This window comes from Pseudoalteromonas sp. S3776 (genome assembly GCF_005886915.1).
In the GTDB taxonomy this organism is placed as follows: Bacteria; Pseudomonadota; Gammaproteobacteria; order Enterobacterales; family Alteromonadaceae; genus Pseudoalteromonas.
Genome location: NZ_PNCU01000007.1, coordinates 123,424 through 137,815, shown reverse-complemented (window position 1 = coordinate 137,815; position 14,392 = coordinate 123,424). Strand labels below are relative to the sequence as shown.

Here is a 14,392-nt window from a genome sequence, read left to right as displayed (position 1 = left end):
TGTTTATTAACTGGCGCTTATTTTGCACTGTTAACTGTAACTGTGCTTTACAGGGCCTTACTCAAGCTTTTATGTAAATAACGCTTATTAGGTCTGAAAAGCTTACATTCATAGCAAGGAGAAGATGATGACGATTAAAAAAACGGCAAACTCAACGTGGTCTGGTGATATTAAAACAGGTAAAGGCAGTATTTCTACGCAAAGCGGCGCACTTGATAAACAACCTTTTGGCTTTAATACTCGCTTTGAAGACGAGCCCGGTTCAAACCCAGAAGAATTGGTAGGTGCGGCGCACAGTGCATGTTTTAGTATGGCGTTGTCACTTGCATTAGGTGATGCAGGCTTTACAGCCGATAAAATTGATACCAAAGCAACGGTAAGTCTCGATGAAGTTGACGATGGTTTTGCAGTCACCCATATAGCACTTGAAGTAAACGCACGGATTAAAGATATTGCTAACGAGCAATTTCAAGCTCTGTGTGAGCAAACGAAAAAAGGGTGCCCAATTTCAAAGCTGCTCAATACCGAAATATCTCTTAATGCAACACTCGAGAGCGCCTCATAAACGGCTATCCCTTTTACGTTAAGTAATTTAAGCCAAGTAAATATTCACTTGGCTTCACTTTCACTACCCTACCCTTTTTGAACGATTTAAATCTAATAAGTCGTTAAGAAGCGCAATACCCATCCCTAGCGCAGGCCACACAACCCACAAATAATTGGGTGATGTAATTAGGTTAACTACAGTAAAAAAAGTTAAAACCACTAAGTAACGTTTAAAATTATCAAAAAATGCTGGTGTATTCATGTTTGCTCTCCTCTTAAAATGTAAGGTTATTATTGCCTTAATTTTTAAACCTTAAAGGTGCCATTTGTCATCAGTTAATATGACATTAGTCATAAATTTATAGCAGCCCCTTCAAGCGCATTCCTACAAATACTTATACAAACATACAGTTACTTACAATTTTTTAAATGTATTTTAACGAGCATTAAATATAATACCTTTTTTAGATACACCTATTAATTATAAGAAAGGATACTTATGCGCTACTTAATGCCACTCTCTTTGCTTGCACTTAGCTGTGCAGCGTCAGTAAACGCTGAACAATCAGCATCAAAGCAATGGTTTAATACAGTTAACTACGCAAAAATAGATTCACGCTATTACAGCGATAATGTGTACGGATTATCTACGCATTATTACTTTGAAGAGCAACAAAGCTCGGGAGTGTGGGATGATTATGGCTACCTAGATACAGATAGTAATATAGGCTTAAATTACTTTAATTCAGATGGTTATAGCAAAAAAGGGATTTTTGGAGAAGGCTTTTACGGTAATGCTTTTGCAACCTTTGAATTACCCAACATTGGCGATACAGATACCTATTCGCTTGGCATAGGTTACTTATTTGCTGATTCGTTAAAAGTATCTGCACGCATGGTAGATTATGAATATGGTGATACGGTTTATCTATTTAAAGCGCAATATAACCATCAAATTAATGACACCGATTACATTGGCTTTACGGTTGAAACTGATGATGAAATAGACTCGTGGGACTTATCATCACGTTACTTTGCTCACCTTTACGATGAAAGCTACGTTTCTATAAATGTTGACTATCTCGATGCTGGTGATGACCCTTTTTTTGATGTACTGGCAAATTACTACTTCAATAAGCACGTTGCAGTGGGTATTGGCGTAAGCGACTCAGATTTAGTTGTTGAGGGTAAATACTTTATTAACGATAGCTACTATTTCAGCGCCAATTACACTGATAAAAATAACTATGATATATACAATCTGAGTTTTGTAGCTCAGTTTTAATAAATACAAAAAAGCCGCCTTAATGGAGTCACTTTAGTTAAACAAGGCGGCTTTTAAATTAAAACAGCTATAGCTTACATATTTCCTAGCTCTATCATCATTGCCGTATACATACGTAAATTTAGTTCCAATTGCTCAAGCGTAATGAATTCATGCTCTGAGTGGCCTGTATAACGTTTACCCGGCATTGAAGGGCCAAACGAAACTGCATTATCAAATAGTTTTGCGTTAGTACCGCCGCCAATTGATACAAAGTCAGCTTTTTTGTCGCCGGTAAAATGCTTAAATATATCGAGCAACTTTTGTGCGTGCGGTGCGTTATCTATCAGCATGGGTGTACCAATAACCGTATCTATTTTACTAAGCATTACGTTATTTACTGTTTCCCATTCCTTTATCGCACTGATAATTTGCGCTTTAAGTAGGTTTTCCTCTTTGCCTACTGGGCGGCGCGCGTTAATGGCTAACGTTAGTGCATTACCATCGCGCTCGATAAGGGTAGGCGCCACTGTCATTGGGCCCATAAAATTATGCTTATAAGCAATATTACCAAATTGCTTACCATGAATATCTAAGCCAATTAATTGGTTTACAAATTTAATAAGCTGGCCATCGCTATTATTTTCAAGCGCTACATCTATGAATAACTCACCCAGGTGTGCAATAGCATTAACGCCCGACTCAGGCTCTGATGAGTGCGCAGATACCCCTTTTACAGTTATTTTTAAGCCTTTACCTTGCTCTTCAAAATTAAACTCAACGTCACTAAGCATTTTAGCTTTTGCTTTTAATGAGTTAATAATTGCAGCGCTTGCGTTATGCAGCACCAAGCTTGCATCTTCCGGTATTTGGCTTTTAAACGCGCCACCAGCAACATCACTTACATAAACCCCAGTTTGCTTTGAGGTAGCATTAAACGTAGGGGCAATTAAGCTCCAGCCTTTTTCGGCAACAACCACTGGGTATGATGCATCAATGGTTACTGCATATTTTGGTTGCTCATAGGTTTTCATAAATTCAGTAAGTGGGCCCCAGTCTGACTCTTCGGCAAGGTAAATCATCAACTCTATACGGGTATCAAGCTTTATGCCTTTATCTTTAATCGCTTTCATAGCGTAAAGCGCAGTAGCTATAGCGCCTTTGTCATCTTCTGTGCCGCGCCCTACTAATTTGCCAGGCTCAGAGGTATCAATGATAAATGGGCTTTGTTTCCACTTACTTGCATTGGCAGGTTGTACATCTCCGTGAGTAACAACGGTAACCTTTTCGTTTTGATCGCCCATACCTATAAGCACGGTATAGCCTAAGTCTTGGTAATCAAACCCAAGCTCTGCGGCTTTCATTTTTAATACCGACTTAAAATTAATAAAGTCAGGATTTTGTGGCGCGGGTATTGAATCTTTATTTACTGTAGGAAAAGCCACTAAATTAGTTAGTGTGTGAATTTGTGATTGTTGATAAGTATTTACAGCGTAATCAGCTACACTATCAATGTTTTCATGTAATTGCGCATGAGTATTAAAAGCAAATAAAGCACTGCAGAGCAAAACTAACTTTTTCAAAACGTATCCCGTTGTATGACTAAATAAAGGCCAAATTATAGCGCTGCAGCATAATATTAAATAGCGCTTTGCGACAGGATTACAATGATCGTGTTTTAAATTTATATGGCGGCTTTAATCGCATTGGTTGTATAATGCGCGACCTAAATTTATCAGAGTATTAGTACTAATGAATCGCCGTAAAAAAATCGTCACTAAATTTCAGAAAAAAGATAAACGTGCTAATGCTAAATTACACAAAAGTAATAAACCAGCGTATGTATCTAAAGCCGAGCGCGAAAAACGAGCTTTAGAAGCAGATCAATCTCTTTGTGCCGACGATGAGCAAAGTACGACTACTGATTAATAATTAGCGCTAAGCCACAACACAATGGTGGCTTAACTATTAATAACGTCTAAAAAGCATAACTTGCGCTTATATTAAATGAGCGCCCCGGCCCCGCTAATTGGGTAAAGCCCGCGCTATTATTTTGTTTTAGTGCAGCAATGCTTACTCCCCCTAATGGCAACTCGTAAAACTCATCAAATAAGTTAGTTACCTCAGCACTTAGCGTTAATGCATTAAAGGTGGCTTTAGAGGACAAATTCACTAAATTATAGCTGCTTGTTTGGTTTTCAAGGCGGTTAACATCAACGCGTGATTTTGAATCAACCCACTCCCACGACAGCGTATTTTCAAATCCCCCTATTTGCTGGCTTAATGTTAACTCTGTATGTAATGGCTTAATTTGATATAGCGGTTGGTTTGTGTCGTCGCGCTTGCCACGGGTACTTGTAACGTTTGCTTTTAACAGCCATTCGCCAAACTGCTTTGATTGATAAATCGACTTACTTATATCAAGCTTTGCACCATACAATGTGGCGTCAACATTAGTGAACTGTAAAATATTACGCGTTGTGTTTGCTAAGCCATAACTATTAAAATTACGAACAATATTTGCATCAATGTAGTCGTTTATATCGGTGTACCACACATTAGCACTTACACGCCACGCATCATCTTTAGCTGTTTTTGAATACGTTGCACTAATGGTATGGGCGGTTTCGGCGTTAAGGTTTGGGTTACCTATATAACCATTAGCATCGCCGTACCAGCCAATCATAGTACTTGCCATATTACTTACACCCCAGCTGTAGCGCTCATATAAATTGGGTGCGCGATTTTTGCGAGCAAGGCCTAATTGGAGCTCGTCATAAAGTGTAATTTGGTAATTAGTGAGTACATTTACATCAACTAAAGTGTCGGTTTTGTCTCTATCGGCATTATTAAAGTCATTTGCAGCTAGCGCATTATTAGCAGTGCTCATTGTACTCATGCTACCCATATCCATCATACTCATGCCATCGTTATAGGCCTGCACTTCATCAACTTGCGTATTAACACGCTCAACCCTCACTCCCGTATTTAACCAAAGCTTATTATTAATTTGGCTTTCATACTCTGCAAATAAGGCAATACGCTCTCGCTTCCCATTATTAATATTTATATAATCATTTGGCCCCATCATGGTTGAGCCTTCAATCGCCGGCCACCAATCATCAATGCGGTAGTTATAATATTCCTGCCCGAGCAGTAATGAGCTATTTTTATCAAGTGTAAGACGCCATTTAAGCTGCGTACTTATATCTTTTGCATCTGTTTTCATGGGCATCATGCCGGTTTTTTCTTTACTAAAAAAGCCCATTTCGTGCTTTACACTATGCCAATTGACCTGCCCTTGCAGCTCACTGTTTTCAAAGCTGCGCTTATATTGGGCAATAGCGCCATAGCTGGTATTGTCAGTCATATCCATGTACTGATTAGCAAAACCTTGGAACGGTATTTTTTGATGCGTAAGCTTTACAACCAGTTGTTGATTTTCATCGCGTATCGCGCCCGTTAAACTGTGATTTTGAGCGCGGTATAATGTATCAAGTACTTTGTTACCCTTGCCATCTTCGTAGCTGTTGGCATCACTAAACGCGCCTTGGTAATCAAAGCTTAATGTATCACTGGCTATACGAGCGCCAACACCTAACTTTCGGCCATTATCAACACTACTGTATTTAGCCGACACATAACCGGAGTGCCATGCTAACTCGCTCGTTTCGCTGTATTGTGGTGAAATAGAATTCACACTTATTACACCTGCAATGTTATCGCCACCTGCACTTACTGGCGAGACACCAGCAACAACCTTATAGGCCGCAACTTGATTGGCAGAAATATAAGAAAGCGGCGGATTCATTTGATTAGCACAGGCAGCTGTTAAATCCGCTCCATCTACAAGTACTTTTACCCTATCGCCCATTAAACCATTTAAAATAGGTAAGTTAGACACTCCGCCCGCAGCCGAAAAATCAACACCTAAGTGACTAAGCATTGCCTCTGATGAGCCAAGTGATAAATGTTTATTTTGTGTATGTCCGTGAACTTCAATAACTTCTAAGTCATTATCATCAGCGAGCACCACTGGCGATAAAAAGCCGCTAATTAATAGTGCTAAAGGAGAGAGTAAATAAGTGTGTTGTATACGTTTGATATAAGCCATTTATAATTTATGCCACTGTTATGTATGGCATAAATTATATAATGTACTTATAGGATTATAGCGCGACAAAATGTCGCAGTTTAACAAATTACTGCAACTTAACTCACGTTAAGTCTAGACACTGTGGCAGAGACAGCATCAGCGCCTCGTTCTATTTCTTGTATTACTTCAGAGACTTTTGCTATAAGCTCACGACCCTGCTCTGAGGAATCAGACACCGAGGTAATTTGCTTTGAAATATCGTTAGTCAATTCTTGGTTATTTTTAACCACAGTAGCAATTTCGTTGGTAGAACTACTGGTGCTTGCAGCAAGCTGCCTAACCTCGTCGGCCACAACGGCAAAGCCGCGGCCGTACTCACCCGCCCGTGCAGCCTCAATAGCGGCATTGAGCGCCAATAGATTAGTTTGATCGGCAATACTGCTTATGGTCGAAACAATAGACCCGATAACCGCCGATTGTTCATTCAGATTTTTAATTAAATCAACCGATTTAAGCACTTGGCTTACAATTGCATCGGAGTTTGCAATCGCATCGTGTAATATCTCAGACCCTCTTTTGGCCGTTTGCGCACTCGACACGGCTGACTCGTGTGCAATTTTTGCAGCGTCACTTACAGCTTCGTTTTCTTTTATCCGTTCAGTTATATTAGAGGCAAACTTCACGACTTTTATTACGTTGCCTTTGTTATCTAAAATAGGATTGTAGGTTGCCTCTAACCAAATTTCATCCCCGTTAGAGGTTATGCGCTTAAACTTACCCGATTTAAACTGTCCCTCGCTTAGCTCCTCCCAAAACCGAGGATTATTTTGATAAAAAGAGTCAGTACAAAACATTTTGTGATGCTTACCAACTATTTCTGCAAGTGAATAGCCCACTGTAGATAAAAAGTTTTGATTTGCTTTAATAATGGTGCCATCGGGGTTAAATTCAATTGTGGCCAGTGCCTTATCAAGTGCTTCGGTGAGCGCTTCTTGAGATTTTCGCTGTACATAATTTTTTGTAATATCCGACGCTATTTTAATAACCTTAGTAACCACCCCGTTTACTTCAACAGGAAAATACGTAGCCTCTAGCCATAGTTTTTCACCATTAGCGTTAAAGCGCATAAAAGCACCACTCGCTGAGTTTGCACCTTGCAGCGATTGCCAAAATTGGCTGTACTCATTTGAATTAGCATAGTCAGAGTCACAAAACATACGGTGATGCTTGCCAATTATTTCCTCTCTTTTGTAACCTATGGTGTCTAAAAAAAGTTCGTTAGCATCTAAAATTTTTCCCTCAGGTGTAAATTCAATATACGCTACATGCTTATAAATAGCGGATAGTACTGATTTACTTTCATTGAGTTGACGTTCCAATTCATCAACTTTAGCGTTATCTTTTCGTAGACCAAACATGTGTTAAAACCTTTAGAGACTAATATTAGAGCGACAATAACAAGCAAATATAAAAATAATATGTTAGCTGGCAATAAATGTAACAACTTTGTAAATATAAGTGTTATTTAGCTATTCTGCGAGCAAATAATCGCTTACTAATTTGCTGCTCTGCATTATCTTTTTATAAATTAACACTATAGCTATCATTTTTTAGTAGTTAACAAAAGTAAAACAAGCCAAAAATACTATTTTTATACATGACGCAGTACACTTTTTAACTTAAAATAGCCATCTCACTGACACACTCCACACCTAATATATGTTTACTCCCCACACAGTTAACGTGTGGCTATTCGTTATTTTAAAATCAAAGTTAAAGGATCTTCTATGAGTTCAGATGTTGCGTCGGCATCTAATCAGTTAAACAAATCGGCTATTTTATTAGTGTTAGCACTAGGTACATTTATTTTAGGATTATCAGAGTTTTCAATGATGCCTATGCTGCCGCTGATCAGTGAAACGTTTGGCTCAACCCCTTCGCAAAGTGGCTATGCCATTAGCGCCTATGCGATTGGCGTTGTAGTTGGCGCCCCCGTATTAATGCTTACAACGGCCAACATGCGAAAACGCAAAGCTTTGCTGATTTTTTTAAGCTTAATGTGTATTGCTAATGGTTTGAGTGCATTAGCAACCTCACTAGAGCAGCTTGTTGTTTTTCGTTTTTTAAGTGGCTTACCTCACGGCGCCTATTTTGGCGCTGCTATTTTGCTTGCCTCCGATATTGCCCCTTCGGGTAAACGCGCAAGCTTTATGTCAAAAGTATTTATGGGCTTGACCATTGCAACCATTGTTGGCGTGCCTATTGTTACCTTGGTGGGGCAAAACCTAAGCTGGCGGTATTGCTTAGGGGGCGCTGCCGTTTTAGCGTTTATTGCATTTATATTTGTATACAAAGTAGTGCCAAATATTGATAACGCTAAGCCATCTAACTTACTTAACGAGTTTGGCGTACTTAAAAATAAACTGGTGTGGTCTATTTTAGGTATTGTAATTGTTGGCTTTGGCGGCGTGTTTTGTATTTATACATACATTGCCGACACAATTTTAGATGTAACTAAAACAGCCCCTTACACTATTTCTATCGCCATGGTGATGTTTGGTATTGGTTGTACGTTAGGTAATTACCTATTAGGCAAAGCGGCCGATAAATCGGCCATTAAAACCACAGGCCTTGCACTGGTGTGCACTATCGTATTTGCTATTGCCTACGTTAGCGCAAGTTACAATATATGGATGCTTTATGTGGTTATATTTTTTATTGGTTGCAGTGTGGGTTTGGCAACGCTTATTCAATCATTATTAATGGATGTCGCCCCTGAGGGCCATGCAATGATTGGCGCATTAGTACAATGCGCATTTAACACCGCAAATGCTATTGGCCCTTGGGTCGGCGGGGCTGTTATTGCACAAGGTGTAGCACCTAATCAAACGGGTTATGTTGCAGCTGCGTTGTTTCTAGGCGGCTTGGTAATGTGGTTTTTAAGCTACTTGCAACTTAATAAACAACAACCCGCAGCACAAACGTGTTAAGCATATAAAAAGAGCGGCTAATACAATTAGCCGCTCTTTTACTTTAATAAGGGTATTTAATCACCCACCTTACTGGGCCTCTAACGACGCCATATCAATAACAAAACGATAGCGTACGTCTGATTTTTCCATTCGCTCATACGCGGTGTTTATTTGGTCAATATTAATCATTTCGCACTCTGGCAATACGTTATTTTTGCCGCAGAAATCTAGCATCTGCTGGGTTTCTTCTATCCCACCAATTAGTGAGCCTGCGATGCGGCGGCGACCCATTAAAAGAGGCACAGTGTTTAGCTCTTCTACGGGGCCAACTTGCCCAACAATAACTAGCGTCCCATCTATGTCTAATAAGGGTGTGTAAATAGACAAATCGTGCTTAACAGGTACGGTGTCAATAATAATATCAAAAGCCGACTGCGACGCTTTCATTGCATCTTCGTCAGTCGACACTAAATAATACTGCGCGCCAAGTTTTACTGCGTCATCTTTTTTAGACTCACTTCGCCCAACCACAGTTACACTCGCGCCCATGGCTACGGCATTTTTAACAGCCATGTGACCTAAGCCACCAAGCCCTACAACGGCAACATGGCTGCCTTTTGTAACGCCCCACTTATGTAATGGAGAGTAAGTAGTGATACCTGCACATAATAAAGGGGCAACGCGCGAAAGCTCTAGGTTTTCAGGGACTGATAGTACAAATTCTTCACGAACAACAATATGTTTAGAATAGCCACCTTGGGTCATCTCGCCGGTTACTCTATCTTTACCTGCGTATGTGCCTACCATGCCTTCTTGGCAAAATTGCTCTTCGCCGTTATCACACTGTTTGCAGCTTTGGCATGAATCAACCATGCAGCCTACCGCTACCGTGTCACCTTTTTCATATTTTTTAACAGCGCTGCCAATGGCTTTTACTTTACCTACAATTTCGTGCCCAGGGACTAACGGGTAACGGCTTCCGCCCCAGTCATTGCGCACAGCATGTAAATCAGAGTGGCATACGCCACAATATAAAATTTCAATTTCTACATCGTTATCGCGTAAATCGCGGCGCTCAAAAGTATATTCACCTAGTTGCGCACCTTCGCTTTTTGCTGCATATCCTACTGTTTTCATAACAACTCCATAGTCTGTAAAAATTTAAGTCGTCTACCTTCTCGCTTATTTAAGTGCTTTCTTTTAAAACTAATCCCATGAGGGCTGGCTCTAAAAATAAAACCGGTATGCACTTTGATGTGGTTTACACTAACGCCGGCGCTGTGAATGCACCCTGACCAAAAAAGCCCAACAAGGTTGGGCTTTTTTAACTTAAATGTTGGTTACTTATCCAGTAACGTATTTATCTCATCAATGAGTGAATGTATACGCTCAGCATTTTTCCCTAAATCGCTTCGCCCCACGCGTGACTTACTGCGTATATCGACAAAGCGCTGGCTGCCTTCGTCATTGATACGCACAACTACATCATCTTTAAAACCAAACCATGTGGTGGTATCCGTTGCCTCTACAATACCCGTAGCCGCATTAACATTAACAAGCTCAAACCCTAAATTTTTAACCGCTTGTTCTGTAGCAGCTAATAAGTCTGTTTTTGATTGTGCATAATTTAGTGTTTTTAGCTCAGGGTAAGCCTTGCGTTGCTGCCTGGCTGTTTCTTCTCCTGCGTATTCAGCTGGGTTTTTAGCATCCGCTCGCAACGGTACAATTGCCACAAATTTTGGTGGGTTAATTAAATCGGTCGAAATATCATGGATCGCGGGTACGCTTTTAGCTTTACTCATCATGCTCAGTGGCATTGCAATCGCGATGGCTGCAAACACCACTGCCATTAAAGTGCTGCCCATACTAAGCGTTTTACGCATAAAAATAACTTGTATAACAAGCAGCACTAATGCAGCGCCACCTACATACACACCAAATCTAAAACCTGCAAACGCAGTACTGAGCTCAACAACCCCATACTTATACAAAGGCCCAGGCAGTAAAACGAGTAAAAAAGCGATTAAACTTACTAAGCTCACTAAAATTTTCATTATTATGATTCCTTTATCATGTGTGATCTTTAATTTTAAGTATTTGAAACCAGTACGTCATACTGCCTAACACGGGGTTTAGATTACAATCAACAGCCAACGTCACTGATTATAGATACCAACTCGCTGTAAGCTCTGCAGTTAACATATCAGTATCTTTACACAAAAAAGTCCAAGGTTTCGCTATTAAAGTGACTTAAATTAGGAAAAATATCAACCAGCTCTGAAACAGGCACACCAAACCATTGCGCGAGCGTTGCAAAGTACTGCTCGTTAGCCACTTGCGGAATTAACCGCCCACCGCCGGTATCGTATTCGCCCTCTAATTGCTGAGTAAGTAGCTCACCATAAATATTACGTCCTTTTACCGCACCACCCATTACTATTTGATTACCCGCCCAGCCATGATCAGTGCCATCTCCATTTGAGGTGAGCGTACGGCCAAAGTCCGACATAGTAAATGTGGTAACTTTATCATTCATGTTTAGCTCTTTCATGGCACTATTAAACTCGCTGAGCCCTTGAGCGAGCGTATTTAATAACGCAGGGTGTGCCGTAAGCTGATCATCATGGGTATCAAATCCCCCCATAGAGACAAAAAACACTTGGCGCTGAGTACTTAACGACGACTGCACACTAATCGTTTTAGCCACCGCAGCTAATTGCTCACTCAAGCTAGTATCACTAAAAGAAGTAATTAGATCAGGTGCTTGTTCTAGCGCACTGTTCATAGTTTGCGTATTGGTAATTGCACTATTTAAGCCAGTAGCATATTCACGCCCAAGCACATGGCTTGCATTGCCTAACACACGATTCATTATATTAGTAACGTGCTCAGTACGCGGCTGATAACCACCAAAGGCGTTAATCGTACTTATACCACTTTTGTTAAGCGCAAAAGCACTGCTATTTGTGCCTGTTTGCCATAAGTTTGTGCCATCGAGAGAGATATTTGCCGCAAACTCGTCATGCACAACTAACCGTTCGAGCATACGTGCGCCCCACCCACTGTTTAAAGAGGCTTTTTCTCGGCCGTACATCCATGAGGCTTGCTGATCGTTATGTGAAAACAAATGCTTAGGTAAAGGTACTGCGTTATTTTTATAGTCAGCTAATGTAGTGGGAGTAAGCAAAGTGCCTACGCCGCCAATAAAGGCTAAATCATCCGACTCAAACACACTCTGTAAAGGCGCAAGTGAAGGGTGGATGCCCACACCACCTGCAAATTGCGAACTAACACTTAGCGACAAAGGATTTTCTACTGCGAGGTTTTGCCGACTTTGCTCATATAAACTGCGCTGCTCTCCCTCTAGGGGGAGCAGCATATTAAGTGAGTCGTTTCCGCCGTATAAAAACACACACACTAGGGCTTTATAATCACCAAGTTCTATTGCATTAGTTGCGCCCGTTAGCGCCTGTAGCTGTAAACTGGTTAAAGCGGCTGCCGATACCCCGCCTTTTAAACATAATGATAAAAATTGCCTTCTATTAATGCTCATTATGCGCTCCTAATACTGCACGTTAAATTCTGGTGAAATAGCAATCATGTATAACAAGTACGAAACCCTTACACGGTACTGCTCCTCATTAAAGTAGGCATCTAAATCAAGCAAGGCTTGCTTAGTATCAGCGCTCATATTGCCGGCAAAATACAAGGTATTATATTGTTCTATCAGTGCATTAATGCCATTTTGCGCCAAGTAATCCATATCGCTTTGTACATAGACATAAATACCGGCTGGGTTTAAATCGGTATGCGCTTCAGCGGTACTCCAAACTAAACTTGCAAATAGAGCGTTCATTGTACCTATTAAAGTCGCATCGTTAGCTATTTGTAGTTCGGGGGCAACAAGCCCTTGGGAGCGCAAAGTCGCACTTTGGTAATCTGGTCTGAAAAAATTAAATACAGACGCTGACTGCATTGGGCCTTGTCCGTAGCTGTCGACCAGGTTCCACGTTTTGTAATACCCTTGTAGTGACTTAGCATTAAGGTTTCGCCAAAACTGTACGGTTTTTAAAAGCGGTTCTTTAATTTTACCTTGATAGCTAAGTACGCTGCCAAAATGGCGCGCTTCATCATCTAAATAAATCGCTTTAACAACTGCGGCTAAATCGCCTCGTACACCGCTTCCATTGTCATTAAATACACGAGCAACGCGCTCTACATATTGCGTAGTCGGGTTTGAGGTAATTAACCGCTGAATAAGCTGTTTAGAAATAAATGGCGCTACATTATCGTGATTAAACAAATTATCGAGGGCTATTTTTAGCGACTCCTCCGGCCCATAGTCTTGAGGTATAACCTCACCATTTAACAGAACTTTTTCTTTGCTCGAATGGTACTCACTATAGGCTTGCATAGGGTTAATATAATCACGACTTACGCGTTTAAAAGTTTCACTGTCTGCAAATGTCCAGCCTGTAAATACACGCGCAAACCCTTGTATTTGCGCCTGCCCGTAAGTTGCTATGCTATTGCCGTTTGCATCTAGCTTAACGCTGCCATCAAGGTTTAACTCATCAAGCCCTATAGTAAATAATTGCATAACCTCGCGGGCGTAGTTTTCGTCAGGGCGAATATTGAGTGCATCGTCTTCTTTTTCGTTACCTAAATGGCTTAAATAAGTGCCCATAATGGGCGAAAGCGTTACCTCTTCGAGTAACTCTCTAAAGTTGCCAAATGCATGTTTGAGTAATAAATCATAGTAACTAACCATGCCCTGTGGTTGCGCACGTAAATCGCTATTTTCATCCGATACAACCAATATTTCACTCAGTGCAAATGCAACGCGCTGACGCAGCTGATCGTCACTTTGTAGCACCGCTTTCCACCATGCATCTATACGGCTTATGTATTTAAAGTCTTCATCATCTTCAAGTGTGACAAGGTAGTCGCCGTGGTAGCCAATTGGCAGTGCTATTTGGTTATCGAGCCATTGTTGCTCACTTAAACCCTGAGCATTATTTATTTCAGCAAGCGTTGGGCCCATACTGGCTTGGTGTAATAACCTGGCAGCACTGTGCATATCCATGCTGTTTTTAGCTACAAATGTAATAGTTTGAGTGCGTGTAGCCCCTTCGTTATCAGTGGCTGTTACACTAAATGAATATGTTATGGGTGCATAACTTTGTGCAGCAGGTATTGTAAGGCGGGTACTTAACGCTTCTAGTGGCTCACTCAATAACGTTATGCCTGCAGTTTGTTGCCAAATCACACTGCTTATAGTGCCATCCTCATCGCTTGCTGTTGCAGTTAGCTCAATGGTTTGTCCTTTTTTTAATTCGCCAGGAATGTTGGATACGGACAAGGTAGGTATTTTATTTGAATTAACGGTGGGCGTATCATCGCCGCCAGAACCACCACAGGCGCTGAGTAATAAGGCACTACTTGCCAATAAAACTGATTTGTAATACATGTTAAATCGTCATCGTAATTTTAAGAAGGTACGTTAGTATGTAC

At 40.8% G+C, this 14,392-nt stretch carries 12 protein-coding genes; 4 read left to right on the top strand and 8 right to left on the bottom strand.

Annotated features, from left to right (window positions below; all coding sequences use genetic code 11):
- Window positions 1-127 precede the first annotated feature (127 nt).
- Window positions 128-565 (top strand): OsmC family protein, encoded by a 438-nt coding sequence (locus tag CWC16_RS04445; RefSeq protein WP_138540694.1) that lies wholly within the window; start codon window positions 128-130, stop codon window positions 563-565.
- Between the two features lie 63 nt (window positions 566-628).
- On the opposite strand, the gene CWC16_RS04440 is transcribed toward CWC16_RS04445, so the two are convergent.
- The gene (locus tag CWC16_RS04440; RefSeq protein WP_138540659.1) at window positions 629-808 is read right to left on the bottom strand and encodes a 2TM domain-containing protein; all 180 of its coding nucleotides are present in this window, start codon (window positions 806-808) and stop codon (window positions 629-631) included.
- A 237-nt stretch (window positions 809-1,045) separates the two neighbouring features.
- Here CWC16_RS04440 and CWC16_RS04435 point away from each other — a divergent pair, with 237 nt between their 5' ends.
- Window positions 1,046-1,831 (top strand): putative porin, encoded by a 786-nt coding sequence (locus CWC16_RS04435; RefSeq protein WP_138540658.1) that lies wholly within the window; start codon window positions 1,046-1,048, stop codon window positions 1,829-1,831.
- Window positions 1,832-1,905: 74 nt separating this feature from the next.
- On the opposite strand, the gene CWC16_RS04430 is transcribed toward CWC16_RS04435, so the two are convergent.
- Window positions 1,906-3,393 carry a dipeptidase gene (locus CWC16_RS04430; RefSeq protein ID WP_138540657.1) on the bottom strand — a complete coding sequence of 496 codons (1,488 nt, stop codon included), beginning with the start codon at window positions 3,391-3,393 and terminating at the stop codon, window positions 1,906-1,908.
- A 169-nt stretch (window positions 3,394-3,562) separates the two neighbouring features.
- On the opposite strand from CWC16_RS04430, the gene CWC16_RS04425 reads away from it, so the two are divergent.
- The gene (locus CWC16_RS04425) at window positions 3,563-3,739 is read left to right on the top strand and encodes a DUF2986 domain-containing protein (protein WP_138540656.1); all 177 of its coding nucleotides are present in this window, start codon (window positions 3,563-3,565) and stop codon (window positions 3,737-3,739) included.
- Window positions 3,740-3,788: 49 nt separating this feature from the next.
- Here CWC16_RS04425 and CWC16_RS04420 read toward each other — a convergent pair whose 3' ends face one another.
- Both CWC16_RS04420 and CWC16_RS20350 read right to left on the bottom strand, forming a co-directional pair.
- Window positions 3,789-5,924: a TonB-dependent receptor gene (locus tag CWC16_RS04420; RefSeq protein ID WP_138540655.1), complete on the bottom strand. Its 2,136-nt coding sequence runs from the start codon at window positions 5,922-5,924 to the stop codon at window positions 3,789-3,791.
- Between the two features lie 98 nt (window positions 5,925-6,022).
- The gene (locus CWC16_RS20350; RefSeq protein WP_138540654.1) at window positions 6,023-7,324 is read right to left on the bottom strand and encodes a methyl-accepting chemotaxis protein; all 1,302 of its coding nucleotides are present in this window, start codon (window positions 7,322-7,324) and stop codon (window positions 6,023-6,025) included.
- Window positions 7,325-7,693: 369 nt separating this feature from the next.
- Between CWC16_RS20350 and CWC16_RS04410 the strand changes: the two genes are divergently transcribed.
- Window positions 7,694-8,896 carry an MFS transporter gene (locus CWC16_RS04410; protein WP_138540653.1) on the top strand — a complete coding sequence of 401 codons (1,203 nt, stop codon included), beginning with the start codon at window positions 7,694-7,696 and terminating at the stop codon, window positions 8,894-8,896.
- Between the two features lie 69 nt (window positions 8,897-8,965).
- Here CWC16_RS04410 and CWC16_RS04405 read toward each other — a convergent pair whose 3' ends face one another.
- From CWC16_RS04405 to CWC16_RS04390, 4 genes are all read right to left on the bottom strand, one after another.
- A complete protein-coding gene (locus CWC16_RS04405; protein ID WP_138540652.1) occupies window positions 8,966-10,015 on the bottom strand; it encodes an NAD(P)-dependent alcohol dehydrogenase in 1,050 nt (349 codons plus the stop codon).
- Between the two features lie 203 nt (window positions 10,016-10,218).
- A complete protein-coding gene (locus CWC16_RS04400) occupies window positions 10,219-10,932 on the bottom strand; it encodes a DUF1499 domain-containing protein (RefSeq protein WP_138540651.1) in 714 nt (237 codons plus the stop codon).
- A 158-nt stretch (window positions 10,933-11,090) separates the two neighbouring features.
- Window positions 11,091-12,431, bottom strand: coding sequence for a DUF1501 domain-containing protein (locus CWC16_RS04395; RefSeq protein WP_138540650.1), 1,341 nt, complete (start codon window positions 12,429-12,431; stop codon window positions 11,091-11,093).
- Window positions 12,432-12,440: 9 nt separating this feature from the next.
- The gene (locus CWC16_RS04390) at window positions 12,441-14,348 is read right to left on the bottom strand and encodes a DUF1800 domain-containing protein (protein ID WP_138540649.1); all 1,908 of its coding nucleotides are present in this window, start codon (window positions 14,346-14,348) and stop codon (window positions 12,441-12,443) included.
- Window positions 14,349-14,392 lie beyond the last annotated feature (44 nt).

Coding starts and splice junctions, on each gene's coding strand:
- CWC16_RS04445 (WP_138540694.1), top strand. CDS start 128: ATGACGATTAAAAAAACGGCAAACTCAACGTGGTCTGGTGATATTAAA.
- CWC16_RS04440 (WP_138540659.1), bottom strand. CDS start 808: ATGAATACACCAGCATTTTTTGATAATTTTAAACGTTACTTAGTGGTT.
- CWC16_RS04435 (WP_138540658.1), top strand. CDS start 1,046: ATGCGCTACTTAATGCCACTCTCTTTGCTTGCACTTAGCTGTGCAGCG.
- CWC16_RS04425 (WP_138540656.1), top strand. CDS start 3,563: ATGAATCGCCGTAAAAAAATCGTCACTAAATTTCAGAAAAAAGATAAA.
- CWC16_RS04420 (WP_138540655.1), bottom strand. CDS start 5,924: ATGGCTTATATCAAACGTATACAACACACTTATTTACTCTCTCCTTTA.
- CWC16_RS20350 (WP_138540654.1), bottom strand. CDS start 7,324: ATGTTTGGTCTACGAAAAGATAACGCTAAAGTTGATGAATTGGAACGT.
- CWC16_RS04410 (WP_138540653.1), top strand. CDS start 7,694: ATGAGTTCAGATGTTGCGTCGGCATCTAATCAGTTAAACAAATCGGCT.
- CWC16_RS04405 (WP_138540652.1), bottom strand. CDS start 10,015: ATGAAAACAGTAGGATATGCAGCAAAAAGCGAAGGTGCGCAACTAGGT.
- CWC16_RS04400 (WP_138540651.1), bottom strand. CDS start 10,932: ATGAAAATTTTAGTGAGCTTAGTAAGTTTAATCGCTTTTTTACTCGTT.
- CWC16_RS04395 (WP_138540650.1), bottom strand. CDS start 12,431: ATGAGCATTAATAGAAGGCAATTTTTATCATTATGTTTAAAAGGCGGG.
- CWC16_RS04390 (WP_138540649.1), bottom strand. CDS start 14,348: ATGTATTACAAATCAGTTTTATTGGCAAGTAGTGCCTTATTACTCAGC.